Source organism: Bacillus sp. LSHTCR4 (genome assembly GCF_057197025.1).
This window is the reverse complement of sequence record NZ_JBXUNO010000001.1, coordinates 2538269-2563863: the sequence shown is the minus strand read 5'-3', so window position 1 is coordinate 2563863 and position 25595 is coordinate 2538269. Positions and strand designations below refer to the sequence as shown.

The 25595-nt window shown below is 35.9% G+C and carries 29 protein-coding genes; 19 read left to right on the top strand and 10 right to left on the bottom strand.

Annotated features, from left to right (window positions below; genetic code table 11):
• Positions 1 to 97: 97 nt before the first annotated feature.
• The 4 genes from AC2CGR_RS13105 (at position 98) to AC2CGR_RS13090 (ending at position 5023) form a co-directional block, all read left to right on the top strand.
• Positions 98 to 1711 carry a long-chain fatty acid--CoA ligase gene (locus AC2CGR_RS13105; RefSeq protein ID WP_087967262.1) on the top strand — a complete coding sequence of 538 codons (1614 nt, stop codon included), beginning with the start codon at positions 98 to 100 and terminating at the stop codon, positions 1709 to 1711.
• 123 nt (positions 1712 to 1834) lie between these two features.
• Positions 1835 to 2410 (top strand): biotin transporter BioY, encoded by a 576-nt coding sequence (locus AC2CGR_RS13100; RefSeq protein WP_001093341.1) that lies wholly within the window; start codon positions 1835 to 1837, stop codon positions 2408 to 2410.
• Between the two features lie 65 nt (positions 2411 to 2475).
• Complete coding sequence (locus AC2CGR_RS13095) at positions 2476 to 3939, top strand: acyl-CoA synthetase (RefSeq protein WP_484480898.1); 1464 nt, start codon at positions 2476 to 2478, stop codon at positions 3937 to 3939.
• Complete coding sequence (locus tag AC2CGR_RS13090; RefSeq protein WP_087967266.1) at positions 3932 to 5023, top strand: acetyl-CoA C-acyltransferase; 1092 nt, start codon at positions 3932 to 3934, stop codon at positions 5021 to 5023. Before AC2CGR_RS13095 ends, AC2CGR_RS13090 begins: the two co-directional genes overlap by 8 nt.
• A gap of 8 nt (positions 5024 to 5031) precedes the next feature.
• Here AC2CGR_RS13090 and AC2CGR_RS13085 read toward each other — a convergent pair whose 3' ends face one another.
• Positions 5032 to 5613, bottom strand: a complete 582-nt coding sequence (locus AC2CGR_RS13085) for a DUF6434 domain-containing protein (protein ID WP_484480897.1) — start codon at positions 5611 to 5613, stop codon at positions 5032 to 5034.
• A gap of 104 nt (positions 5614 to 5717) precedes the next feature.
• Here AC2CGR_RS13085 and AC2CGR_RS13080 point away from each other — a divergent pair, with 104 nt between their 5' ends.
• Positions 5718 to 6161 carry an NUDIX hydrolase gene (locus AC2CGR_RS13080; protein ID WP_029439711.1) on the top strand — a complete coding sequence of 148 codons (444 nt, stop codon included), beginning with the start codon at positions 5718 to 5720 and terminating at the stop codon, positions 6159 to 6161.
• Positions 6162 to 6205: 44 nt separating this feature from the next.
• Here AC2CGR_RS13080 and AC2CGR_RS13075 read toward each other — a convergent pair whose 3' ends face one another.
• Positions 6206 to 7408 (bottom strand): alanyl-tRNA editing protein, encoded by a 1203-nt coding sequence (locus tag AC2CGR_RS13075; RefSeq protein ID WP_165507112.1) that lies wholly within the window; start codon positions 7406 to 7408, stop codon positions 6206 to 6208.
• A 137-nt stretch (positions 7409 to 7545) separates the two neighbouring features.
• Between AC2CGR_RS13075 and AC2CGR_RS13070 the strand changes: the two genes are divergently transcribed.
• Positions 7546 to 7953, top strand: a complete 408-nt coding sequence (locus AC2CGR_RS13070; protein WP_000965133.1) for a hypothetical protein — start codon at positions 7546 to 7548, stop codon at positions 7951 to 7953.
• 68 nt (positions 7954 to 8021) lie between these two features.
• Positions 8022 to 9260 carry an MDR family MFS transporter gene (locus AC2CGR_RS13065; RefSeq protein ID WP_131100547.1) on the top strand — a complete coding sequence of 413 codons (1239 nt, stop codon included), beginning with the start codon at positions 8022 to 8024 and terminating at the stop codon, positions 9258 to 9260.
• A gap of 49 nt (positions 9261 to 9309) precedes the next feature.
• Here the strand turns inward: AC2CGR_RS13065 and AC2CGR_RS13060 are convergent, their stop codons facing one another.
• Together AC2CGR_RS13060 and AC2CGR_RS13055 are read right to left on the bottom strand one after the other, a co-directional pair.
• Positions 9310 to 9690: an Hsp20/alpha crystallin family protein gene (locus AC2CGR_RS13060; RefSeq protein WP_000516744.1), complete on the bottom strand. Its 381-nt coding sequence runs from the start codon at positions 9688 to 9690 to the stop codon at positions 9310 to 9312.
• A gap of 124 nt (positions 9691 to 9814) precedes the next feature.
• Positions 9815 to 9937 (bottom strand): small acid-soluble spore protein P, encoded by a 123-nt coding sequence (locus tag AC2CGR_RS13055; protein ID WP_000517649.1) that lies wholly within the window; start codon positions 9935 to 9937, stop codon positions 9815 to 9817.
• Between the two features lie 121 nt (positions 9938 to 10058).
• Between AC2CGR_RS13055 and AC2CGR_RS13050 the strand changes: the two genes are divergently transcribed.
• Both AC2CGR_RS13050 and pdaB read left to right on the top strand, forming a co-directional pair.
• The gene (locus tag AC2CGR_RS13050; protein ID WP_001146294.1) at positions 10059 to 10322 is read left to right on the top strand and encodes a hypothetical protein; all 264 of its coding nucleotides are present in this window, start codon (positions 10059 to 10061) and stop codon (positions 10320 to 10322) included.
• Between the two features lie 46 nt (positions 10323 to 10368).
• Positions 10369 to 11094 carry a polysaccharide deacetylase family sporulation protein PdaB gene (pdaB, locus tag AC2CGR_RS13045; protein ID WP_131100545.1) on the top strand — a complete coding sequence of 242 codons (726 nt, stop codon included), beginning with the start codon at positions 10369 to 10371 and terminating at the stop codon, positions 11092 to 11094.
• Between the two features lie 40 nt (positions 11095 to 11134).
• On the opposite strand, the gene sspO is transcribed toward pdaB, so the two are convergent.
• Positions 11135 to 11284 (bottom strand): acid-soluble spore protein SspO, encoded by a 150-nt coding sequence (sspO, locus tag AC2CGR_RS13040; protein ID WP_000518052.1) that lies wholly within the window; start codon positions 11282 to 11284, stop codon positions 11135 to 11137.
• A gap of 293 nt (positions 11285 to 11577) precedes the next feature.
• On the opposite strand from sspO, the gene acnA reads away from it, so the two are divergent.
• Together acnA and AC2CGR_RS13030 are read left to right on the top strand one after the other, a co-directional pair.
• Positions 11578 to 14301, top strand: coding sequence for an aconitate hydratase AcnA (acnA, locus tag AC2CGR_RS13035; RefSeq protein WP_087967273.1), 2724 nt, complete (start codon positions 11578 to 11580; stop codon positions 14299 to 14301).
• 116 nt (positions 14302 to 14417) lie between these two features.
• On the top strand, positions 14418 to 16067 hold the full coding sequence (locus tag AC2CGR_RS13030; protein ID WP_484480896.1) for an ABC transporter ATP-binding protein: 1650 nt from the start codon (positions 14418 to 14420) through the stop codon (positions 16065 to 16067).
• Between the two features lie 23 nt (positions 16068 to 16090).
• Here the strand turns inward: AC2CGR_RS13030 and AC2CGR_RS13025 are convergent, their stop codons facing one another.
• Positions 16091 to 16348 carry a hypothetical protein gene (locus AC2CGR_RS13025; RefSeq protein ID WP_001083879.1) on the bottom strand — a complete coding sequence of 86 codons (258 nt, stop codon included), beginning with the start codon at positions 16346 to 16348 and terminating at the stop codon, positions 16091 to 16093.
• A gap of 249 nt (positions 16349 to 16597) precedes the next feature.
• On the opposite strand from AC2CGR_RS13025, the gene AC2CGR_RS13020 reads away from it, so the two are divergent.
• Together AC2CGR_RS13020 and AC2CGR_RS13015 are read left to right on the top strand one after the other, a co-directional pair.
• Positions 16598 to 17173: a TlpA family protein disulfide reductase gene (locus AC2CGR_RS13020; RefSeq protein WP_087967277.1), complete on the top strand. Its 576-nt coding sequence runs from the start codon at positions 16598 to 16600 to the stop codon at positions 17171 to 17173.
• Positions 17174 to 17290: 117 nt separating this feature from the next.
• Positions 17291 to 18238 (top strand): 3'-5' exonuclease, encoded by a 948-nt coding sequence (locus AC2CGR_RS13015; protein ID WP_087967279.1) that lies wholly within the window; start codon positions 17291 to 17293, stop codon positions 18236 to 18238.
• 248 nt (positions 18239 to 18486) lie between these two features.
• Here AC2CGR_RS13015 and AC2CGR_RS13010 read toward each other — a convergent pair whose 3' ends face one another.
• The gene (locus tag AC2CGR_RS13010) at positions 18487 to 18984 is read right to left on the bottom strand and encodes a DAPG hydrolase family protein (RefSeq protein WP_087967281.1); all 498 of its coding nucleotides are present in this window, start codon (positions 18982 to 18984) and stop codon (positions 18487 to 18489) included.
• A 588-nt stretch (positions 18985 to 19572) separates the two neighbouring features.
• On the opposite strand from AC2CGR_RS13010, the gene AC2CGR_RS13005 reads away from it, so the two are divergent.
• From AC2CGR_RS13005 to tlp, 3 genes are all read left to right on the top strand, one after another.
• Positions 19573 to 19716, top strand: coding sequence for an FbpB family small basic protein (locus tag AC2CGR_RS13005; protein ID WP_001254697.1), 144 nt, complete (start codon positions 19573 to 19575; stop codon positions 19714 to 19716).
• Between the two features lie 43 nt (positions 19717 to 19759).
• Positions 19760 to 19894 carry an acid-soluble spore protein SspN gene (gene sspN, locus AC2CGR_RS13000; RefSeq protein WP_000527987.1) on the top strand — a complete coding sequence of 45 codons (135 nt, stop codon included), beginning with the start codon at positions 19760 to 19762 and terminating at the stop codon, positions 19892 to 19894.
• 99 nt (positions 19895 to 19993) lie between these two features.
• Positions 19994 to 20191 (top strand): small acid-soluble spore protein Tlp, encoded by a 198-nt coding sequence (gene tlp / locus AC2CGR_RS12995; RefSeq protein WP_001133509.1) that lies wholly within the window; start codon positions 19994 to 19996, stop codon positions 20189 to 20191.
• Between the two features lie 28 nt (positions 20192 to 20219).
• On the opposite strand, the gene AC2CGR_RS12990 is transcribed toward tlp, so the two are convergent.
• Positions 20220 to 21512, bottom strand: coding sequence for a glycoside hydrolase family 18 protein (locus tag AC2CGR_RS12990; protein WP_000614836.1), 1293 nt, complete (start codon positions 21510 to 21512; stop codon positions 20220 to 20222).
• 109 nt (positions 21513 to 21621) lie between these two features.
• On the opposite strand from AC2CGR_RS12990, the gene AC2CGR_RS12985 reads away from it, so the two are divergent.
• Positions 21622 to 22041 (top strand): acyl-CoA thioesterase, encoded by a 420-nt coding sequence (locus tag AC2CGR_RS12985; RefSeq protein ID WP_000495816.1) that lies wholly within the window; start codon positions 21622 to 21624, stop codon positions 22039 to 22041.
• Positions 22042 to 22068: 27 nt separating this feature from the next.
• On the opposite strand, the gene AC2CGR_RS12980 is transcribed toward AC2CGR_RS12985, so the two are convergent.
• Positions 22069 to 22359, bottom strand: coding sequence for a HesB/YadR/YfhF family protein (locus AC2CGR_RS12980; protein WP_001054449.1), 291 nt, complete (start codon positions 22357 to 22359; stop codon positions 22069 to 22071).
• Positions 22360 to 22467: 108 nt separating this feature from the next.
• On the bottom strand, positions 22468 to 23064 hold the full coding sequence (gene plsY, locus AC2CGR_RS12975) for a glycerol-3-phosphate 1-O-acyltransferase PlsY (RefSeq protein ID WP_000258966.1): 597 nt from the start codon (positions 23062 to 23064) through the stop codon (positions 22468 to 22470).
• A gap of 225 nt (positions 23065 to 23289) precedes the next feature.
• Here plsY and AC2CGR_RS12970 point away from each other — a divergent pair, with 225 nt between their 5' ends.
• Positions 23290 to 25146, top strand: a complete 1857-nt coding sequence (locus tag AC2CGR_RS12970; RefSeq protein WP_087967283.1) for an anaerobic ribonucleoside triphosphate reductase — start codon at positions 23290 to 23292, stop codon at positions 25144 to 25146.
• Positions 25143 to 25595 (top strand): anaerobic ribonucleoside-triphosphate reductase activating protein, encoded by a 453-nt coding sequence (gene nrdG, locus AC2CGR_RS12965; protein ID WP_087967285.1) that lies wholly within the window; start codon positions 25143 to 25145, stop codon positions 25593 to 25595. Before AC2CGR_RS12970 ends, nrdG begins: the two co-directional genes overlap by 4 nt.

The window sequence follows — 25595 nt, the reverse complement described above, 5'->3', positions numbered from 1 at the left end:
AAATAATTCAGAAAATACAGAAAAATGTCGTGAATATTTGTAGAAGTCTGTTATAATAAACAAAAATGAAAACGCTTTAAAGGGGGATATAACCAATATGATGATGAATGTACCGCTAACAATTAGTTCTATGATGGAAAGAGCAGAAAAACTGTTTTCAAAGAAAGAAATTGTTTCACGGACACATGATACAATTACGACGTTAACGTATAAGCAGTTAGGTGAAAGGACGAGAAGGCTTTCCAGTGCGTTAAAAAAATTAGGAATTAAAGAAGGCGAGCGTATAGGAACGTTAGCGTGGAATCATCATCGACATGTGGAAGCGTATTTTGCTATTCCTGGTATTGCTTCCGTTTTACACACAATTAATATTCGTTTATCTCCTCAACATATTTCATACATTATTCAGCACGCAGAAGATCGAATTCTACTTATTGATGAAGATCTCGTACCGCTCGTTGAAAAAATTCAATCTGAATTATCAACTGTACAAGCCTACATTATTATGACTGATAAAGATGAACTTCCAAATACTACGCTAGAACCTGTATATCATTATGAAAAGCTATTAGAAGAAGGCGATTCAAATTTCCAATTTGTAAAAGATATTGATGAAAATACACCTGCTGGTATGTGTTATACGTCAGCGACTACAGGAAATCCAAAAGGTGTTGTATATACGCATCGTAGTACTGTGCTGCATTGCATGGCACTCGGTTTAGCGGATACAGCTGCTTTATCGGAAAGTGATGCGGCGATGGCAATTGTACCGATGTTCCATGTGAATGCTTGGGGACTTCCTTTCGCTGCTACTTGGTTTGGATCAAAACAAGTTCTTCCAGGACCGATGTTTACGCCGAAAATTTTATTAGAAATGATCCAATCTGAAAAAGTGACGTTAGCTGCCGGTGTGCCGACAATTTGGCTTGGTGTATTACAAGAGTTAGAAAATAATAGTTATGATTTATCTAGTATGACGAGAATACTATGTGGCGGTGCAGCCGCACCGAAAAGTGTTATTAAAGCATTTGAACAGAAACACAATGTTCCTTTCATACATGCATATGGTATGACCGAAACAAGCCCGCTCGTAACGCTTGCACGTTTAAAAAGTTATGAAACAGAATTATCATATGAAGAGCAATTAGAAATTCGATCAAAGCAAGGGTATCTTGTCCCTGGTGTAGAGATGAAAGTAGTCGGTACAAATGGTGAAGTGAAGTGGGATGGTACGGAGATGGGAGAACTATGTTTACGAGCGCCGTGGATCGCTGAAAGTTATTATAACGATGAACGTACTGTCGAAGGGTTTCGAGATGGGTGGTTATATACAGGAGATGTTGTAACAGTGGATGAGGAAGGTTGCGTAAAGATTGTTGACCGTACGAAAGATGTGATTAAAAGCGGAGGAGAGTGGATTTCTTCAGTTGACCTTGAAAATGCTTTAATGGCACATGATGCTATATTTGAAGCAGCTGTCGTTGCTGTTCCTCATCCGCAGTGGCAAGAGCGCCCAGTTGCCTGCGTCGTTCAAAAGAAAAATAGTACAGTAACAAAAGAGGAAATATATGAGTTTTTAAAACCACAGTTTGCGAAGTGGTGGTTACCAGACGATATTGTATTTATGGAAGAAATACCGAAAACATCTGTTGGGAAGTTTTTAAAACAAGCGCTTCGGAAAGAACTTGAGCATTTGCATAAAGAGAAATAATGGAATCTATATTTGTCAACTTGAGATGAAAATAAGTTGACAAATGCTAGATAGAAAGATAATATAACTCCTGTAATATGTTACCTAAAAATCATTTTAAGTTTACAAATAGGAGAAGCAAATATGAATACAAAAAACTTAGTTTTCGTCGCTTTATTTAGTTCTATTATGGGAGTGTTAGGGTTAATTCCTCCAATTGCTCTTTCTATTACACCAGTTCCAATTACATTACAATCACTTGGTGTTATGCTTGCTGGTGGACTATTAGGATCACGTCTTGGTGCATTAAGTCAGCTAGTTTTCTTACTTATTGTAGGAGTTGGAGCACCATTACTTGCTGGTGGACGCGGTGGCTTTGGTGTATTTGTTGGGCCAAGTGCAGGATATTTACTTGGTTATATCGTTGGAGCATTTGTCATTGGTTATTTAATTGAGCGTTTACGTGAAGTTTCTATAATAAAGGTATTATGTATTAATATAATTGGTGGTATTTTCGTAGTTTATGTATTTGGTATTATTGTACAAGCTTTTGTAATGGATATTTCTATATGGCAGACGATGAAAGTAAGTGTCGCATTTTTACCAGGTGATTGCATAAAAGCAATTATAGCAGCAATTCTTGTAACAAAATTACATCGTTCATTGAAACATATTATTACGCCAGCTTTAAAGAATGGGAAATATACAAAAGCGGGATAAGAAAGAGAAGAAACACGTTCATTACGTGTTTCTTTTTATTATTTTGTCAAGAAAGGACGTCTCAAATGGGGATTACAAAAGAATATAAAAATTATGCCTCTTTACAACCGAATAAAATAGCAATAAAGGAAAATGATCGAGTTTTAACATATAAAGAGTGGTTTGAGTCAGTGTGTAAAGTAGCAAACTGGTTGGCTGAAAAAGAATCGAAGAATAAAACGATAGCAATTGTATTAGAAAATCGTATCGAGTTTTTACAACTATTTGCAGGTGCTGCTATGGCCGGATGGATTTGTGTACCATTAGATATAAGGTGGAAACAGGATGAGCTTAAAGAAAGGATTGCAATCAGTAATCCGGATGTGATTGTGACAGAGCGATATAAGGTAAATGATCTACCTGGTGAAGAAGGAAGAGTAATAGAAATTGATGAGTGGAAAAGAATGATAGAGCACTATCTTCCTACATATCAGTCCGTAAAAAATGTACAAAATGCTCCTTTTTATATGGGATTCACATCAGGATCAACTGGAAAAGCAAAAGCATTTTTACGTGCGCAACAATCGTGGGTTCATAGTTTCGATTGCAATATACATGATTTTCATATGAAAGAAGAAGATTCTATTTTAATAGCTGGGACACTCGTTCATTCTCTTTTTTTATACGGCGCAATAAGTGCATTATATGTAGGGCAAACGGTGCATATTATGAGGAAGTTTATTCCAAAACAAGTGTTGGACAAGTTAGAAATGGAACATATTTTGGTCATGTATACAGTTCCGACAATGCTAGAATCTTTATATAAAGAAAAAAGAGTAATAGAAAGTGACATGAAAATTATTTCGTCAGGAGCGAAATGGGAAGCTGAAGCGAAAGAAAAAATAAAGAATATATTCCCTGTTGCAAAAAAATACGAATTTTACGGTGCATCAGAACTAAGTTTTGTAACAGCATTAGTTGACGAAGAGAGCGAAAGAAAGCCAAGTTCAGTAGGGAAACCTTGTCACAATGTGCAAGTGCGAATATGTAATGAGGCAGGAGAAGAAGTACCGAAAGGCGAGATAGGAACTGTTTATGTGAAAAGTGATCAGTTTTTTATGGGATACATAATAGATGGGGTTTTAGCACGGGAGTTGAATGCAGATGGCTGGATGACAGTGCGAGATGTAGGTTATAAAGATGAAGAAGGCTTTATTTATATTGTCGGTAGAGAGAAGAATATGATTTTATTTGGAGGAATTAATATTTTTCCAGAAGAAATAGAAAGTGTATTACATGAACATCCAGCTGTTGATGAAATAGTTGTAGTTGGTGTGAAAGATAGTTATTGGGGTGAAAAACCTGTGGCCATCGTAAAAGGAAGTGCTACGAGGCAACAATTAATAAGTTTTTGCTTACAACGATTATCCTCGTTTAAAATACCGAAAGAATGGCATTTTGTAGATGAAATATCGTATACAGACAGCGGGAAAATCGCTCGTATTGCAGCAAAAAATATGATTGAAAACCGGGAGAAGATATATGAATAGAGCGGTTATTGTAGAAGCAAAAAGGACACCTATTGGTAAGAAGAATGGGATGTTAAAAGACTATGAAGTTCAGCAACTATCAGCGCCGCTTCTCACATTTTTAAGTAAAGGAATTGAGAGAGAAATAGACGATGTTATATTAGGGAATGTTGTTGGACCAGGAGGGAATGTTGCAAGATTATCTGCTTTAGCGGCAGGACTTGGCTATCATATTCCTGGTGTAACGATTGATCGGCAATGTGGTGCGGGTTTGGAAGCGATTCGCACCGCATGTCATTTCATTCAAGGCGGGGCAGGTAATTGTTATATTGCAGGAGGAGTAGAGAGTACAAGTACATCACCTTTTCAAAATAGAGCGCGATTTTCACCAGAAACAATTGGAGATCCTAATATGGGAGTGGCGGCTGAATATGTTGCAGAGCGTTATAATATAACGCGAGAAATGCAAGACGAATACGCTTGTCTTAGTTATAAACGGACACTGCAAGCATTAGAAAATAGATATATACAAGATGAAATACTTTCTTTTAATGGATCTTTTGACGAAGCTATAAAACGAGAAATGAAGTATGAAAGAATGATTAAAAGAACTAAGCCCGCATTTTTACAAAATGGTACAGTAACGGCAGGTAATTCGTGCGGTGTAAATGATGGAGCATGTGCCGTTCTTGTAATGGAAGAGGGGCAAGCCCGAAAATTAGGATACAAACCTGTACTTCGTTTCGTTCGTAGTGCTGTAGTTGGAGTGGATCCAAATCTTCCGGGGACTGGTCCAATATTCGCGGTGAACAAATTACTAAATGAAATGAATATGAAAGTAGAGGACATCGATTATTTTGAAATAAATGAAGCATTTGCTTCAAAAGTTGTAGCTTGTGCAAGGGAGTTACAAATTCCTTTCGAAAGATTAAATGTAAATGGTGGAGCAATTGCACTCGGTCATCCGTACGGTGCATCTGGGGCTATGCTTGTAACGCGCTTGTTTTATCAGGCGAAACGAAAGTATATGAAATATGGAATTGCGACGTTAGGAATTGGGGGCGGAATAGGGCTTGCGCTATTATTTGAGAAAGTAGAAGACTAGCGAGTTAACTAGTTCTCTACTTTTTGAGGAACATAAGCATTGCTACCAGGTTTTGCTTTTATTTCATTCCAAGCAGCGATCGCATCAGCTTTTGATTTTCCTTTGTTATTTGGATCTTCGAAAAAGTCACGAGTAAAGCGATTGTATTCAAACTGCGCGCTGATAGTTGTTTTATATGTAGGGTCTTTTTTTCGTTCGTTTTCTTCATACCAAAACGTTATCGCATCTTCATATGTTTTTCCAATATTCTCTTTAAAAAACTTTTGAAGAGCTACTGTAAAGCGGAAGTTTGTTCCGATTTTTTCTTTGAAAAAAGCACGAACATCTTCGCTACAGCGGTGATTGTTAGTAATAATCGTTTGAATAGAAAGGTCTTTATAAGAGAGGGAAGTTTTACTCGCTTTTGGACCAGAGCTGTTTTTTAATATTTTACCAGTATGTAAATAATGAGAGATACGATTGGCTATTTCAATCTTAGAGCCACTAGCTGGCAACCCATGCTCACGACAAAATGTTTGCAGTTCTTCTTTTAACCAATAATAGTTTTGGAAATCTTCAAGTGATATAGACTTTGTTAAAGGTGGACGCATGAATGTAACAACTTCTTTCTTCCATATTTTTCTTTAATTATAAAACGTACGTTCTTTTTGTGGAAGGATTAATTTGTAAATATAATGGGAAGAGGAGAATACATATGGAAAATGTAATGCAAGTTCGTGTTACCGGAATTTTAATTGAAGATGAAAAAGTATTGCTAGTAAAGCAAAGAGTTGCTAATCGAAATTGGTCTTTACCTGGAGGAAGGGTAGAGAATGGTGAAACGTTAGAAGAAGCGGTGATTCGAGAAATGAGAGAAGAGACAGGGTTAGAAGTTAACATTCAGAAGCTACTCTATGTTTGTGATAAACCTGATGCTAGCCCATCTTTATTACATATTACGTTTTTGCTTGAAAGGATTGAAGGTGAAATTAGGCTACCTTCTAACGAGTTTGATCATAATCCGATCCATGATGTGCAAATGGTACCGATTAAAGATTTAAGTCATTATGGCTTTTCAGATACTTTTATCACTCTTATAAGCGAAGGGTTTACAAGTGTCGGGAGTTATCAAGGCTTGAAACGAAATATAGGCCTGTAAATACAGTTGAAGGATAGCAGTTAGCTATCCTTCATAAACATGTTTTATACTGCTGACTGTAAAGAAGAAACAAGCTGATTTAAAAATTCATCTCCGCTCATAATTGCTTTCCCGCCGCCACGGGCACTCTTTTCATTTCCGCCACCTTTTCCTTCAATTGTAGGAAGAGCATCTTTTAAAAGAGCATTCATATTAAGCGTGACTGTTTTTCCGCAAGCGAGAATACATTGTAATTTTTCCTCGTTTTCAATAACGAAATATGTAATGGCATGTTCTTGTTGTTCTGTAATAATAGCGGATAGCTTTGCGATTTCTTGCATAGAACGATTTGTAAATACTTTAGAAATAAGTATGCCGGCATGTATTTCGGCAGGCTGTTGAAGTAGTTCATTTGCCTCTGCATATAATAATTTTTCATTCATTGTTTGCATAGCTTTTTCGTTTTCTTTTTGAGAAGTAAGCAGTTGAGCTACTTTTGCTGGAATATCACTCTCGCTACTGTTTAATTGTTTAGAAACATCCTTCATAATTTGTTGCTGTTGCCCCATTAATTTAAGTGTGCGCCAGCCGGCAATAAACGTTAGTCGTATGCCACCTTTATTGCGTTCCCAGCTAAGAACTTGCATAGGACCTACTTCACCAGTACGTTTCGGGTGTGTTCCGCCACAGCCGTTATAATCAAAGTTTTCGATCATAACAACGCGTATATTTTCTGTCATAGTCGGTTCTTTACGAAGGGGTAACGTTTTCGCTTCTTCTAGGTTCATCCATAGGATACGGATTGGATGGTTTTCGAAAACAATGTTGTTTGCAATTTGTACTGCTTTTTCAACTGTTTCTGTATGCAGATTTTCTGTTTCTAAATCGATTGTTACCGTTTCTTTACCAAGATGGAATCCAATCGTAGGTATGTTAAAATGGTCCCAAAAAGCAGCAGATAAAATGTGCTGAGCTGCATGTTGTTGCATATGATCAAAACGGCGCTTCCAATTGATTTTACCTTCTACTTCTTCTGTATGTAATTGTTCTGTAATGAAGTGGCGGATTTCTTCGTTGACTTCTTCAACACCAAATACAGTAATGCCATTTAAGGTTCCAGTATCATGGGGCTGCCCGCCACCGGTTGGATAAAATGCCGTTTCATTCAAAACAACGTATAAGTTACCGTCTTTATCATAATCTTGCTTTATAATTTTAGTAGTAAAGTCTTGCTTATAAGCGTCAGTGTAATATAATTTGTGCTCCAATTTTCTTTCTCCTCTCGCATTAACTAGTTTCATTGTAAAGCAATTGAAATTAGTTTCCTAATATTTCAGAAGAAAGAAACTATTTTTAGAATTTTCTTGCTATAATAAGAAAAAGAAAATGCGGGGGTGGAATGAATATGTTATATGAAAACGGCGTAGATAAACTGCTTAGTTTAAGCAAAAATATTTCCGAATTATATCGAGAATTAAACGAAATGACCCGGATTTTAACGGATTGTAATCGAGAAAGTGTGAAGTTTGATCGATTATATGTAAAAGAGTTACTTTGGAAGAAAGAAGATGTAATAGAGAAATATGACCAGCTACTTGTACAACTTTGTATTAACGAATGCTTTGATCTAAAAAGTGTTATTACAGGGGAATATAAGTATACATATGAAGAAGTAGAAAACATTGTTTTACAATTTAATGAAAAGTATAATGTAGCAATTTTAATTAAAGATGTTTGTAAAGAATTACAGTTTACATATGGCATAGATATGGATATAACGAGAACAGCTCGAGTATCAACAGCTCAAGTATAAAAAGGGAAAAGAAAGCAGATCCTTTGCTTTCTTTTTTTATGTGATAACAGGGAGAGTAGGTTTTTAAGATGAAGGGGAAGTTACAAAATATTCATCCGTTAGGAATGACAATTATAATAGGGACTTTATTTGCGAGGTTCGCCACGTCAATGAGTATTCCTTTTTTAGCAATTTATTTAACGACTGTTAAAGGCGTATCAGCTGGAATGACGGGTGCTATTATTGGAACGAGTGCACTTGTTGGAGTGTTTGCTAGTTTTATCGGAGGGAATTTATCTGATCGATTCGGTCGAAATATGATTCTAATATGGTCCATGATCGTTTGGGTGTTTGTATTCATAGGCTTTTCACTTGCAGATCATGTTTTAAGTTTCTTTTTATTAAACGCTTTGAATGGATTATGTAGGTCCTTTTTTGAACCGACGTCAAGAGCATTATTATCAGATTTAACGAAACCAGAGTATCGTTTACTCGTATATAATTTGCGTTACGGTGCAATCAATGTTGGAGTAGCGATTGGGCCACTTGTCGGATTACAAATCGGAAGCGCAAAATCTACAATTCCTTTTTTAGTAGCAGCGGGAGTATATATTCTATATACAGCTATATTAGCATTCCAATTTAAGAAGTATCCAATTGAAAAAAAGAAAGTAAATATAGAAAAGCCTGTCACAATGTTAAATGCAATTCGCATTTTGCGAAAGGATGTCGTATTTTTAGTTGCGTTAGTTGGTATTATTTTGAGTAATTGTGGTTTTTCTCACTTAACGACGACAGTATCACAATATTTTGCAAATGCACATATATTCCAGGATGGAGTGAAATTATTTTCGTATATGTTAGCTTTAAATGCGATTGTTGTAGTCGTAATTCAATATCCTGTTATTCAAATGTGTAAAAAGTATACACCATTAGCATCCATTATGGTGGGAACTTTATTTGTGAGCGGGGGATTATTTGGATTTGGAATAGTAGAATCTATGCTAGGTGCTGCTATTTGCACAATTATTTTTACAATTGGAGAAGTCTTAATGTTTTCGATGACGGATGTATTTATTGATGATATAGCTGTTGTGGATCTAAAAGGAACATACTTTGGAGCAATGGGCTTTTCAGGAATTGGAGCAGTAATTGGTCCATGGTTTGGGGGAGTACTTCTCGATTATTACGGGTACCAAAATGGATTTGTAGTATTTTCAGCGCTAGCTATATTTTCAACTGTAGCGTTTCCAGTTCTGTTAGTTACGAAAGGTTTATTGAAAAAAAGATATGATGGAAATTCTAATATGAAAGTACATGCGAAATAACATAAGCCCCAGTTACCAACTGGGGCTTATGTTTGTATTATATTAACTCTTAATTTGAAAAAAGAACTTGCTTTTCATGTTTATCAGCTACTTCATTTTTGGAAATATGAATGGCTAAATATCCATTCTCTAAGCAGGCTAGCATCTTCTTATAAATAATATTATCAGGTAAAGGAATGATCCTCTGCAAAGAAATATTTTTATGAAGTATGCAAATGTTTAGGCCTGTCTTCATCTTTTTAATGACTACATTTTGTTCTGTCACATTTGGTACATCTGTTTCCAAAATGTATTCTTGTTCCGTTTCACAAAGGTCAATATGAATTTGATTTGGGAAACTAAAGTTGCTACAAGAATCAGAACAAAACTGATCCATCCATTCTTCGAAACCATCAACATGAAAAAGACAATCCTTCTTTTTCTTGCCCATGTAAGACACCCTCCGTAAAATCTCAATTCATACTATGTTATGCATGAATGAAGTAGGGGTGAAGAATAAATGGAAAAATATAAACATTGTATGTGGAAAAGGTAGCTAGTGTGCACTTTTTGTTTTACATATCATGATGCGCATGATGTTTTTGGCGTGAATGGTTACGGTTTTTTACTTTATGAGATCCGCTTAACGGTTCAGGTTGTCCCTTTTTTTCTTTTGCTTCACGATTGTTTTTTCCCATTGTATGTGACACCTCCTCTTTCTCTTTAGAATGAGAGAAGTTTGCAAATTTATACGAGAATGTTTTTAGAAAAAAAGGTAAAGATAATTGGGACTAACTATTATGGAAAGGGGATTGTATAATGCCATATCATAAAGATAAACAACAAGCGTTTCAAGCAGCTCAGCAAGGCGTTACACAAGCAGAAAATGCATTTAACAACATTGTAAAAAATGATCCAAACTACGGTCATGATTTAAAAGAATTACGCCAAGAGGTTCAGGAAGCCTATGAACAGATTCAAAATGCACTAGAAGTAGCTTCGGAAACACAACGCCCACAACTTGAGCAATACGAAAATAATCTTCAAAATATTATGCAGCATGTAGATCAATTAGAAAAGTAAATGAGGTTGTTGTGTATTCGACAACCTCATTACTTTAACGAATATTATGCTAAAACAGAAAATTTTTCTACTCGTTTTTTCTTTATTATGCGCAGTACATATATTTCAAGTTGAAAAAGTGGAAGCGAAAATGTTGCTCAGAAAAGAGCTAGAACCAACTGGCTATGTAACATGGGAAGTACCTAATAATGAAAAGATTATTGCTATTACATTTGATGATGGACCGGATCCAACTTATACACCACAAATTTTACATTTATTACGTCAATATAAAGCAGAAGCGACATTTTTTATGATTGGATTTCGAGTTCAGCGTAATCCATATTTAGTGAAACAAGTGTTAAAAGAGGGACATGAAATTGGAAATCATACGATGAATCATTTGTATGCCAGTAATTCCTCAGATGAAAAATTAGAAAATGATATTTTAGATGGAAAGAAATTTTTCGAAAAATGGGTGAAAGAACCTTTGCTATTCCGTCCACCTGGTGGATATATTAACGATGCTGTATTTAAAACAGCGAAAGAAGCTGGTTATCAAACTGTTCTATGGTCGTGGCATCAAGATCCACGTGATTGGGCAAATCCAGGGGTTGAATCCATTGTAAATCATGTAGTGAAACATGCTAAAAGTGGAGATATCGTATTGTTACATGATGGAGGAAATGATCGTAGTCAAACAGTAGCAGCATTAGCAAAAATTTTACCTGAGCTGAAAAAACAAGGCTATCGATTTGTAACGGTTTCGGAATTACTACGTTATAAACATTAGAAAAAATCCCAAAAGGAAATGGACCTTTTGGGATTTTTCGTTACTGGTTCTTTTTGCGTTTCTTATTATTTTGTCGTTCTGCAGGAGTTAAGTTTTCATTTGCAAACTCTTCGTTATAACCAGCGCCTTGTCCTTGTGCAGATGCCGCATTCATCCCTGAAATAGTATGATTTGCTTTTCTTTTGCCCATTTTATTTCACCTCTATAATTTTTTTATAAGTTGCATGATGAGCAGTTCATAGTATGTATGAACTACTGTAAGTAAAGCGCTAATAGAGCACTTTACTTTATGGTAATAGTATTCATAAGGAGCATGAACACTATTCAAATTTAGAAACATAAAGAAAACTTATGATAATCTATAAGTTTCTTATTATTTACTTATTTAGAAAGTTGTAATAAGATATTATCGTAAGGTATTGAAAAGTTTGTCTACATTTTATATTCAGACAACTTAGTCACGTTTAACAGGGGGGAAACATAATGGTCAAACATAATCCATTTCAATCACGTGCAACTTTTGAAGTAGATGGAAAAACGTATCATTATTATGATTTGAAAGCGCTTGAAAATGCAGGGGTTGGCAACGTATCTCAATTACCATATTCCGTGAAAGTTTTACTTGAATCAGTACTTCGTCAAGTAGACGGACGTGTAATTACAGAAGAGCATGTTACAAATTTAGCGAAATGGGGAACGAAAGATGTGCAAGATATCGATGTTCCATTTAAACCATCTCGTGTAATTTTACAAGATTTCACTGGTGTTCCAGCTGTTGTTGATTTGGCTTCGCTTCGTAAAGCAATGGCAGACATGGGTGGGGATCCTGATAAAATTAATCCGGAAATTACTGTAGACCTTGTAATTGATCACTCTGTACAGGTTGATAGAGCGGGTACGGCAGACGCGCTTGCATTCAACATGGACTTAGAGTTTAAACGTAATGAAGAACGTTATAAATTTTTAAGCTGGGCACAAAAATCATTTGATAACTACCGTGCAGTTCCACCAGCTACAGGTATTGTACACCAAGTAAACCTTGAATATTTAGCGCCAGTCGTTCACGCGGTGAAAAATGCTGAAGGTGACTTAGTTGCATACCCAGATTCATTAGTTGGAACAGACTCACATACAACAATGATTAACGGTATCGGCGTTCTTGGATGGGGCGTTGGTGGTATTGAAGCAGAAGCAGGAATGCTTGGACAGCCTTCATACTTCCCAGTACCTGAAGTAATCGGTGTGAAATTAACTGGTACACTTCCAAGTGGTACTACAGCAACTGATGTTGCATTAAAAGTAACACAAGTATTACGTCAAAAAGGTGTAGTTGGTAAATTCGTTGAGTTCTTCGGTAATGGACTAAAGAGCATGCCTTTAGCTGACCGTGCAACAATTTCAAACATGGCACCAGAATACGGCGCAACTTGTGGATTCTTCCCAATCGATGATATTTCATTAGAATACTTACGTTTAACAGGTAGAGATGAAGAACAAATTCGCGTTGTTGAAGAATACTGTAAAGCGAACGGCTTATTCTATACAGCAGACAGCAAAGATCCAATTTACACTGATCTTGTTGAAATTGATTTAAATACAATTGAATCTAACCTTTCTGGACCGAAACGCCCACAAGATTTAATTCCACTTTCAGATATGAAAGATGCGTTCCACAAAGCTGTTGTAGCACCAGTTGGAACACAAGGACTTGGATTTAATGAGCAAGAGTTCGATAAAGAAGTGAAGGTTACATTAGAAAATAAAGAAGTAACGATGAAAACAGGTGCAATTGCAATCGCTGCAATTACAAGCTGTACAAATACATCAAACCCATACGTATTAATTGGAGCAGGTCTAGTTGCGAAAAAAGCAATTGAAAAAGGACTTGTAGTACCTGAATACGTAAAAACATCATTAGCACCAGGATCTAAAGTTGTTACAGAGTACTTAGATAAGTCTGGTTTAACAACATATTTAGATCAATTAGGTTTCCAAACAGTTGGTTACGGCTGTACGACTTGTATCGGTAACTCTGGTCCATTAGCGCCAGAATTAGAAGAAGCAATCGCAGCAAATGACTTATTAGTAACATCTGTTTTATCTGGTAACCGTAACTTTGAAGGTCGTATTCACCCGCTTGTAAAAGCGAACTATTTAGCATCACCACCACTTGTTGTTGCATATGCACTTGCAGGTACTGTTGATATTGACCTGAAAAATGATGAAATCGGTAAAGATGTAAATGGCAATGCTGTTTACTTCAATGACATTTGGCCATCAGCTAAAGAAATTGAAGATGTAGTCCAAAGTGTTGTTACATCTGAACTGTTCAAGAAAGAATATGCACAAGTATTTAACAGTAATGAGCGTTGGAATGAAATCCAAACTTCAAATGAAGCTTTATATACTTGGGATAATGATTCAACATACATTCAAAACCCACCATTCTTTGAAGGTTTATCTAAAGAGCCAGGTGAAGTTGAAACGTTATCAGGCTTACGCGTAGTTGGTAAATTTGGTGACTCTGTAACGACAGACCACATTTCACCAGCAGGTTCAATCGGTAAGCATACACCAGCTGGACGCTACTTATTAGAAAACGGTGTACAACCAGTTGACTTCAACTCTTATGGTTCTCGTCGTGGTAACCATGAGGTGATGATGCGTGGTACATTCGCGAACATCCGCATTAAAAACCAAATCGCACCAGGAACAGAAGGCGGATATACAACATATTGGCCAACTGGTGAAGTAACATCAATTTATGATGCTGCTATGAAATATAAAGAAGATGGCACAGGCCTTCTAGTTGTTGCTGGTAAAGATTACGGTATGGGAAGTTCTCGTGACTGGGCTGCAAAAGGTACAAACTTACTGGGTATTAAAGCAGTAATCGCAGAAAGCTTTGAGCGTATTCACCGCAGTAACTTAGTGTTAATGGGCGTATTACCACTTCAATTTAAAGATGGCGAAAGCGCTGAAACATTAGGTCTTGTTGGTAATGAGTCATTTGAAATTCAAATTGACAAAACAGTTAGACCGCGCGATCTTGTAAAAGTAGTTGCAACTGATGCAGATGGCAACGAAAAACAATTTGAAGTAGTAGCTCGTTTCGATAGTGAAGTTGAAATTGACTACTACCGTCACGGTGGTATCTTACAAATGGTTCTTCGTGAGAAAATTGAAGAATCTAAAGTGTCGAACTAAATAATTGAAATAAACGAGAAGGAAGCTAACAACTGTTAGCTTCCTTGTTTTATGGAAAGGGATGAAACCATTTGGTTTCATCCCTTTCTTTTTACTATAAAAATGGAGGGGATATTATGAAAGAATATAAAAGAATTTTGTTACCGTTACAGAAAGAAAAAATATTAGTAATAGCAGCTGTATGCAGTGGGCTTTTTGCAGCTATTTTAAATCTCTCCCGTCCACTATTCATGGGACTAATTGTAGATAACCTGATTCAACGAGAGCTGAAAGGAGCGTATCTTTACATTACTTTGTTTACAGTTAGTCGCTTGTTAATGTGGGTGAATAATCTTTCATTTGATTATGTAAGTTCAAAAGTGAGTCAGCGAATATTACGAGAGAAGCGTATAGATGTATTGCGCCATTTTTTCCTATTACCGTTTGAAGAGAGTGAGAAAATAAAACAAGGAGAGCTAGAAACGTTAGTTGTGTCTGATATTCCAAACTGGGTCAGATTATATGGTTCTATATTAATAGAATATATACACGCCATTGCGCAATTTATAGGTGCGTTCATAGCACTACAACATATAGATATACAGTTTATATTGTGGGTAACTCCGTTTTTATTTTTAAGTGCAACGGTTCCGATGTTGTTTGGGGAAAAGGTAAGAAATATCGCAAGCATTGCTCAAAAAAATCAGTCAAGTGTCGTAGAGGTGGTGTCACAGTTTGTAAAAGGAGTACAAGATTTGCGTAGTTTGCAAAAAGAAAAATGGGCCATTCGCTTATTTAAGGGAGTAACGGCACAATCGTATAAAACAGAAGTAAAGAAGACGATGATGCAACATTGCATTGGAGTAGTTGGAACGGTGATTGAAACAGGAGCATATATCGTTGTTCTCATTATAGGTGCACAAAAAATAATGGGGGGAGAAATAGAAGTTGGTTCACTTGTTGCAGTGTTAGCGACAATAGAGATGCTCTTTTTCCCTATCCGTTATGTGGGCGATTTATTGATAATGACACAAGTTGCAGTCGCTTCGGCAAGTAGAGTTTTTTTCTTTTTAGATAAACGAGTGGCAAATAGTAATGTAGAAAGAGCGATGGGGATGACAATAACAAATGTTTCATTTCAGGAGAATGATGAAGAGAAATGCAGAATTCATAGTATTGATTTGCAAATTAAACCTGGTGAATTCGTTATCATTGTAGGAGAAAGTGGTGCAGGAAAAACAACGCTTTTAAAATTAATGACAGGCTTGTATAAACCATCGAATGGTAGCGTTGCTTATTATGGAAATGAGGCTCGATTGACTACAGTGTGGCAAGAACCTCGTTTTTTTCGGACGACAGTAAAAGAGAATATATATTTCGAGGAAGAGAGGGGAGAAAACGAGTTAGAAAAAAATGCTGGACTTGTAAATGTAACACCGATTATTAGGGGGTTACCTGAAGGAATTCAAACTGTACTACATAAAAGCGGTGGAGAGTTTTCGGGAGGAGAAAGAAAACGTCTTGCATTATTGCGAGCAATTGGTTCAAATCCGAATTTTATTATTTTAGATGAACCGACTGCGGGATTAGATCCAAGCAATCAAGAATGTGTTTGGAATATGATAGAAGGACTAGGAAGAGAGGTCACGAGAATTGTGGCGACACATGATGTAGAGAAAGTAATACTAGCAGATCGCGTTTTCATCATGAAAGAAGGAAGTATTGTAGCATGTGGAAGCCCTGAAAAATTAATACATAGTCATTCATTTTTTAAGAGATGTGAATAAAGATAAGAGCAATACTCTTATCTTTATTCAGCGTCATTTATTTGATACTCGATAGATTCTGAATGATTCAGATCAACGTTAAAAGTAGCAGTCATAAGGAAAGTTGCAATTCCAAGAATTAAGAAAAGGACGAATGAGACTAGAGAAACGTAGAGACAAATACGCCCTACTTTCTTTTTCTCAAGATCGTTACTAAAGAGTGAAATGATCCATGTAATAATACCGATTGGGTATAAAAGAAAGCTAAGAATATATAATGTTATTTTTTCGAATGAATTCATAAAAAATCCCCCTTTTGTTGAAGTTTATATAACTATGAAAGTAAAAAGGTGAATGGGCCCATAAGAAGATAAACAACACTTTATTTGTGTTTCTAATTATATGATAAAAAGGAAAAAAATACACTTTAAATAAGAATTTTCTAATTATTTCGACTGTGAATATTTCCAAGCTTGTCCGTATAAGCTAAAATAAGGTATATAGTATTTGGGTGAATATGTTAGAAGACAAACACGTTAGGGTGATATAAAATGTGGCGGAAGCTTACGATTATTGTAGTGTTACTTTGTTTAGCGGGATATGCAGCTTATGAACAGTTTGGTAAGAAAGATCAAGTAGTACAAGGGAAGCAAGAAAAAAGTGAAGCTGCTATGAAAGAAATGATTGCAAGTAACGGTATTGAAATAGGAAAGAGTGCGCCAGACTTTGAATTAACGAAGTTAGATGGAACGAATGTAAAGTTATCGGATTTAAAAGGAAAGAAAGTGATTTTAAATTTTTGGGCAACGTGGTGTGGACCTTGTCAGCAAGAAATGCCAGATATGGAGGCTTTCTATAAAGAACATAAAGAAAATGTAGAAATTTTAGCAATAAATTATACGCCTTCAGAAAAAGGCGGGGGGATAGAAAAGGTGAGTAATTTTGCTAAGGAGAAAGGGATTACTTTTCCTATTTTATTGGACAAGAATATTGATGTGACAACAGCGTATAAAGTCATTACGATCCCAACTTCGTATTTTATAGATACGAAAGGTGTCATTCAAGATAAGTTTATTGGACCGATGACGCAAAAAGAGATGGAGAAACGGATTGCTAAATTAAAATAACAGTGAAAAGGTAGAGATGGAATATAATCATTTCTGCCTTTTCTTTTTCACGTAGTGAAAGCTTCATGATATGATGAAAGAAATATAAACGTTGAGAGATAAAGGAGTGTATTTGGAGTGGGGAATATATCCTTACCGTTAGATTATGTTGTAATTGACTTTGAAACAACAGGATTTAACCCTTATAATGATAAAATTATTCAAGTCGCAGCAGTGAAATATCGTAATCATGAACTAGTAGATCAATTTGTTTCCTATGTGAATCCAGAGCGTTCAATTCCGGACCGAATAACGAGTTTAACAGGTATTACAAATTATCGTGTTTCGGATGCACCGACGATTGAAGAAGTGTTACCTTTATTTTTAGCATTTTTACATACAAATGTAATTGTCGCTCATAATGCATCTTTTGATATGCGCTTTTTGAAAAGTAATGTGAATATGCTTGGTTTACCGGAACCGAAAAATAAAGTGATTGATACTGTATTTTTAGCGAAGAAATATATGAAGCACGCGCCTAATCATAAACTTGAAACGTTAAAGCGAATGCTTGGAATTCGTTTAAGTTCTCATAATGCATTTGATGATTGTATTACGTGTGCAGCAGTTTATCAAAAATGTGCCTCTATTGAAGAAGAGGCGAAAAGGAAATTGAATACAGAAGTACTTGATGAAACAGCAGTATATGAAGCGGTAAAAGAGATACTTGTACGAAATAAACGTGATATTGAATGGATTCGTTGCATGAATGTAGGAAGCTATTTAGATATAAAAGCTTTTTATCCAGTTATGAGATTAAAGGTAAAAGGGCGAAAGAAATACGTATTAGCAGACATATTAGAAGATGATGTGAAAGAAATATGTACGAGTTTAGCCTGTGAACCGGCGTTAAAAAGTGAAGTTGGTAACACGAGAATTATGCTTAATTGCTTAGAGGACGTCCTGAAATTAGAAAGTTATATTTTAGAACAGTATGATTTCGTACTGCAAGCGCTGCATGATTATAAACAAAGTGAAATGAATGCAGATGAAAAGTTAAAAGAGTATTTAAACGTTATGGTATAAAAACTCCGTGTGCTATTTTGAAGTGAACCCGAATCGAGGTATAGGAAAAACATCTCCTGAATCCGCATACTAAGTATGTAAATTTGACGTAGGTGTTTTTCATTTGAAGGGCAGAGTGCATTACTGAGAAGAAATATTGTGATTGGTTTGATATTGAAAGCCCCCATCATTTTAGGCATATCTAAAATGATGGGGGCTAATTTGTTTTCTAGTTAGTCACTTATTCAAAGAAAATTTGTTTAGTTACCTTACAAATTTTCTTTGAAAAGTTCTGGTAAAAAATTACTGAATTCACTCATTTCTTCTACGTTGTGTTTATATAAACCACTTAGATTAATAAATGGTGGTAATCCTTTCGGGAAAATGAATGTAGAAGTCATTACTGTACCGTTATCGGATTTTTCATATTGATGTATTACTTGCGAAATTACATCGTCATTATCATCTAAACATGAACCCATTAAAATATGGCTGTAATGTGTATTTATAGGACAATTTTTAGGATCTTCCCATCTAATTCTTAGCGGAAATTCTAGTCCGCCCCCAGCAGATTCAATTGAAGCTGATATCGCTCCTACATGCCCATGTACTTTAGGATCAACTAACCATTTAAAATCAACATGTTCTTCTGGGTGCCATAGTTTATATCGTTCAGAGTTATCAATATTGTCCCACCACCAGTCAATCATTTCTGGTGTTACGTTATTCAATTCATGTTCAACTACTATTGATACTTGGTTTTTCATTTTAGTGCCTCCTATTTTTTAATCAACATAGTGTTGGTTATTTATATTGTTATTATAGTTTGCATATTTCATGTGTTCAATAAACAGAAATAGCCGATCTGTTGTATTTTGAACACTTTATAAAAATATGTCTAAAAAAATTTATGAGGTAAAAATTGGGGGGAGAAGACACTAAGTTACGTATAGCTCGTACTAAAGAAGTAATACGTAATGCACGAACTAAATTAATATATGAAAAAGGAGTGGATTGTATACGATAAAGGATAATACAACTAAAGCCAATTTTAGTCTAGGGACATTTGCTTGGGAGTCAAAATATTTTTCGAATTAAGATATGGATTAATCAAACTTATCGTTATATATAAAGAAGGATACCATTCTGGGAATATGTCAAAAGTACCAAGTGAATTGCAGCGGATGGTTTAGGTGTTTTGATATGTGTCCAGATTTCGTGAGTGTTGCAATTTATTGTACACAGAGTTTTTTAGGAGTACTAAAAAATAAAATTTTCTTGCAAATCTGATTAAAGAGTTTTTGCTTTGCTCATACTATGTATAGTAAGAATGCGAAGGAGAGAGGGTGAACAGCATGAGAAGAAGTCGCCGTAAATCGTTTGACGAGCTTGTGAAAGAAAATAAACAACAATTATTAAGCGATCGCGATGCAATCGATCGCATTGAAGAGCGTATTGAAAAACGTTATGAAATGAAACTTTTTAAGCAAGCTGAATAATTCTTAACACTAGTACGATACTAGTGTTAAGGAGGCGATAGTAATGGGTAATCCGAAAAAGAATTCAAAAGACTTTGCACCGAATCATATTGGTACACAATCAAAAAAAGCTGGTGGCAATAAAGGAAAGCAAATGCAAGACCAAACGGGTAAACAACCGATTGTTGATAACGGTTAAAGAAAAGGAGAATATTGTATTCTCCTTTTTTATGTATAAATTTGAGGGAAGATAGGTAATTTAAGATGGTGTGTATATACAATATTAGGAGGAAAGTACATGCCAAATCCAGATAATCGAAGTGATAACGCTGAAAAGTTACAAGAAATGGTGCAAAATACAATTGATAACTTTAATGAAGCAAAAGAAACAGCGGAACTTTCTAATGAAAAAGATCGTTCTGCTATTGAAGCAAAAAATCAAAGACGTTTAGAAAGTATTGACTCATTAAAAAGTGAAATCAAAGATGAATCTTAACAGAATGTACAAAAAGGGCTGACTTTTGTCAGCCCTTTTTCGTAATCGTAAAGTTTTCAACGAGTAAACGCCAATTTTGTGGGAATGGTAAACCGATCTTCCAGTAGCTAATACCGCCTATACCTTGTTCTTTCATTAAATTGAATTTACTTTGAACAGAACGTGAATCTTCAAACCAAACTTCGTGTTGTACACCATTTTCATCAAAATAATTAAAATGAGGAGCTTGAGCAGTGAAGTCATAGCGAATAGGAACATTGTATTTACGAGCTAGTGCAACAGCTGCGACAGAGCTAATTGCTTTTGCAGGCGGATTTCCTTGTTTGAACGGTAGTTTCCAATCGAATCCGTACAAATTTTGCCCCATCATAATTTTTTGGGGAGGCATTTGAGATTTTGCGTATTGAAGTACTTCTTTTACAGGACCGATAGGAGAAATAGCCATCGGTGGCCCGCCTTGCCAACCCCAGTCATATGTCATAATGACGACGAAATCAACAATTTGTCCTTGTGCTTTATAATCGTGAGCTTCAAAAAATTTTCCCTTTTGATTTGAACTTGTTTTCGGTACAAGTGTTGTACTTAATGTGTACCCGTTAGGTAAGCGTGTTTTCACATTTCGTAAAAAGCGATTATACGCTTCGCGATCTTCAGGTGCCACGCTCTCAAAATCAAAATGAATGTCTCGCATACCGTACTTCTCAGCAGTTTGCAAAATGTTAGTAATAAATTTATTTTGGATTGTCGCGTCCCGTAAAATAACGGAAGTCAGATCGGCACTGAAATTTCCATTTTCAATATTTGTAATAACGAGCATAGGAATGGTGTTGCCTTGTGTTGCAATATTCGCGATTTTAGCTGTTTCAGTTGGTTCTTTTAACGTACCATCTCTTTTTGCCTCGAAACTGAAGTAAGCTAAGTATGTTAAAAATGGATTAATAGCACGTGTAGCATTAACTAAACTTTCTTTGATGGGTATAGTTGAAGGTTGTAAATAAGCGATGGATTCTACTGCTCGTTTTGTTCCTTTCGGTATATATAATTGCTGTCCAACATGGAGAATGGATTTTAAAGATAAGTTATTCACCTTAGCTAAACTAGCGAGAGGAACGTTATATGTTTGAGAGATTCGATATAAGCTGTCGCCAGGCTGTACATAATAATTATTCCCTTTCGTATTCACAATTAGTGCCTGACCAACAACGAGTGTTTCAGCTGGATTGAGTCCATTGTCTTTTACTATTTCGTCAGGTGTTGATCCATATTTAGATGCCAAGCTATATACGCTATCACCGCTACGAACCGTTACAATTTGAATCATGTGCTTGCTCCTTTCGGGAAAAGATTCACTGTTTTTATTTTATTTTTGATTCCGCTGTATTATGATTAAATGTATGCAAGGTAGCAGAAGTGAAAGAAGGCGAATACATATGTTTGTAGCAGAACATGAAGTTGAAATCCGTTATGCGGAAACAGATCAAATGGGTGTTGTTTACCATTCAAACTATTTGGTGTGGCTTGAATTAGGTCGCACGAAACTTATACAAGATTTAGGGTTTTCATATGTTGAAATGGAGAAAGAGGGAATTATTTCTCCTGTGTTAGACTTGCAAATTTCATATCGTAAAGCGATGCGTTACGGTGAAAAAGCAATTGTGAAAACGTGGGTGGACACTGTGAGCCCGCTTCGCGTTGTATATGGTTATGAAATATATAATGGTGAAGGTGAACTTTGTATTACGGCAAGTACGACAAATATTTGTGCGAAAAAAGAAGGGTTCAGGCCTGTATCATTTAAAAAGTTATATCCAGAGTGGTATGCGAAATATGAGGAGATTAAGAAAAAATAAAAAAGCGTGGCAGATGCCACGTTTTTTTTATTTTTCATAATTAAATTGCGGGAAATCATCACCGTCGTTAAATGTAACAGATAAATTATGTCCATCGAAGAACCACTCATCATCGCCTTCAATAAAGAAGTTAATACCTTCTTCTTGAGTTTGCACAGCAGGATGTGCAGGATCATCTTTACGAATACCTAAAGAAAGTCCTTTTTGCACAGTACTGCAACCGCCGTATTGTACGAAAAGGCGCAGTGTTTCACCCGATTGTAAGTTTAATTCGTTTTTATACCATTGTGCTGCTTCTTTTGTTACGGAAAGATTCATGTATAGTTCCTCCAAATTATGTTGCTTTTTCTTTAGTATAAAAAATAACGCAAAAAGACGCTATTAATATGCTTCACGTTTTCTTTTTGCGTTATGTGGGTTACGATCTTATTTTTGCTTTTTTGAAAAGTTTGCTTTCGGTTCAGTTTTATTTATAATTCGTCCAATATTTGCACGGTGTTTATAAATAACCATACCTGCTAATAAACACATCGCAATAATGAAGATTTTATCCCCGCTAACAATTGATGCGATAACGGCAACGACAGCTGTTACCATAGAAGAAAGTGATACGTATCTTGTTGTAAATAAAAGGCTGAAAAAGACAACAGCTAATATTGCAAAAACAACTGGTGAGTAGCATAATAGCACGCCAGCAGAAGTTGCAACTGCTTTACCACCACGGAACTTCGCGAAGATCGGATACACATGTCCAAGAACAGCTGCTAATCCAAACCATAGTGGATGAACATCTAACGCGAAAATAATCGGTAGACTCGTTGCTAATGTACCTTTTAAAATGTCAGCAATTGTAACGATAAAACCTGCTTTTTTCCCTAGTGTACGGAATGTATTTGTTCCGCCTAAATTACCGCTTCCGTGCTCACGAATGTCAATTCCGTAACCAATCTTTCCAACGACTAGTGCAAATGGAATCGAGCCAAGTAAGTAGGCAACGATAAATAAAAGATATGTAGTAACCATAAGTTCAGTCTCCTTTATACAAATGTGTTGATAAAGGGTAAAAAGAGTTTTTCCCGTATATTGTACCATACATTTGTAAAGAGCACATTTCTTTTTTGTAAATGAAAAATTCATTATTTCGTGCAAAAAATTTCACAGGAATGTTACATTTCTCACAGAAATAACAAGACTATATGTAGTAACATTTTAATCAAAAGACAACAACATATTGGTGGAGGGTTATAAATGTTACAACGAAATGTACGTGGAGAAGAATTAATGAGAGTGTTTGAGACGATTGTCCACGGGAATGAGCAAGATTTAATGCAAGAAAATGCAAATGTAGATGGCCGCTCTCCAATGGGAGTAATGGGAACGTTCGCATCAGAGAGTGCGAAATATTATGCTGTTGAAAATTTATTGTCAAATCAAGTGAAAAAAGCGATAAATCAAAATATATTATATCCGCATGACTTAGATTTTTATGCGACTGGAACAACGACTTGTTCGCAAATTCCGTTAGCGCAAATGCTTGCGAACGGTTTTCATACCGGACATGGACATATGAGACAACCGCAAGACATTAAAAGTGCATTGGCTCTTTCGTCTATTATTTTTCAAGCGAATCAAAATATGCAGCACGGTGGTCAATCGTTTGCACTCTTTGATGTCGATTTAGCTCCATATGTGAGAAAAACAGTAGAGAGACATAAGAAACGATTACAGTCATATCCGCTTACGAAAGAACAAATAGAAGAATTTGCGTGGAAAGAAACAGAAAATGATACGTATCAGGCTTGTGAAGCTTTCATTCATAATTCAAATAGTATGCATAGTCGGGGCGGGGGGCAAGTACCGTTTATTTCTATTAATTATGGAACAGACACAACAAAAGAGGGACGATTATTAGTTAGACAGCTTTTAAAAGCAACACAAGCTGGTCTTGGTAAAGGGGAAACACCAATTTTTCCCATTCAAATTTTTAAAATGAAAAAAGGTGTGAACTTTGAAGAAAGTGATCCAAACTATGATTTATTTGAATTAGCGTTAGAGACAACGGCTGAACGATTATTCCCGAACTTTTCATTTTTAGATGCGCCATTTAATGCTGTGCATTATGATGGACGACCGGAAAGTGAAGTATGTTACATGGGATGCCGTACCCGTGTTATGTCTAACATACATGGAGAAGAAACGGCGATTGGAAGAGGGAATTTATCATTTACGTCTATTAACTTAGTGAAATTAGGGTTAATTAGTGGTTCAAAAGAAGCGTTTTTTGAAGCGTTAAATTATTACTTAGATTTAGGAATTAAGCAATTATTAGAGCGATTTGAGTATCAATGTACGAAGCGAGCAAGAGATTTTCGATTTTTATATTCACAAGGTGTATGGCGCGGTGGGGAAAAGTTACAGCCTGAAGATTCTGTAGCATCCATTTTAAAGCAAGGGACGTTAAGTCTTGGTTTTATCGGTCTTGCGGAGTGTTTAGTAGCTTTAACAGGAAAGCATCATGGAGAAGATGAAGAATCATGGAAACTTGGGTATGAAATCATTTCCTTTATGAGAGATAGAATGGATAAAGCGACAGAAGAACATAAACTGAATTTCTCAGTAATTGCAACTCCTGCAGAAGGGTTATCAGGAAAGTTTGTGAAGAAAGATAGAGAAGAATTTGGCGTGATTAGCGGTATAACGAACCATAATTATTATACGAATTCATTCCATATACCAGTTTACTATAACATGCAAGCGATAAATAAAATTCGTTTAGAAGGACCTTTCCATGCCCTATGTAACGGGGGACACATTACGTATATTGAACTAGACGGAGCAGCTATGCATAACAAGAAGGCGTTAAAACAAATTGTGCAAGCGATGGCAGAACATGGCGTTGGATACGGTTCGATTAATCATCCTGTTGACCGTTGTAAGTGTTGCAATTATCACGGAGTTATCGGAAATGAATGTCCAAGCTGCGGAAATGAAGATGAGGCTAATATAGAAAGAATTCGCCGCATAACAGGTTATCTTGTAGGAGATATGTCGAAGTGGAATAGTGCGAAACGTAGTGAAGAGATGGATCGGGTGAAGCATAAATGAAAGTGATGAACATCATTCATGATAGTGTAGTAGATGGAGAAGGGTTGCGGACAGTCGTGTTTTTTGCGGGCTGTCCGCATCGTTGTTTCGGCTGCCATAATCCGAAATCGTGGAATATTTGTAATGGAACTGAAATGACAGTAGATGGAATTGTGAAAGAGATTGCAAGTAATTCATTAACTGATGTAACATTTTCAGGTGGAGATCCATTTTTTCAAGCTGCTGAAGTGAAAAAAGTAGCAAAAGCTGTGAAAGATTTGAAAAAAAATCTATGGATGTATACAGGTTATACGTTAGAAGAGATACAGAGTTCTCAAAATAATGATATGATAGAGTTGTTACATTATGGGGATGTTTTAGTCGATGGAAGATTTGAAATCGAGAAAAAAGATTTAACACTTCCATTTCGCGGAAGCTCCAATCAACGTATTATTCGATTGAAAGAGTAA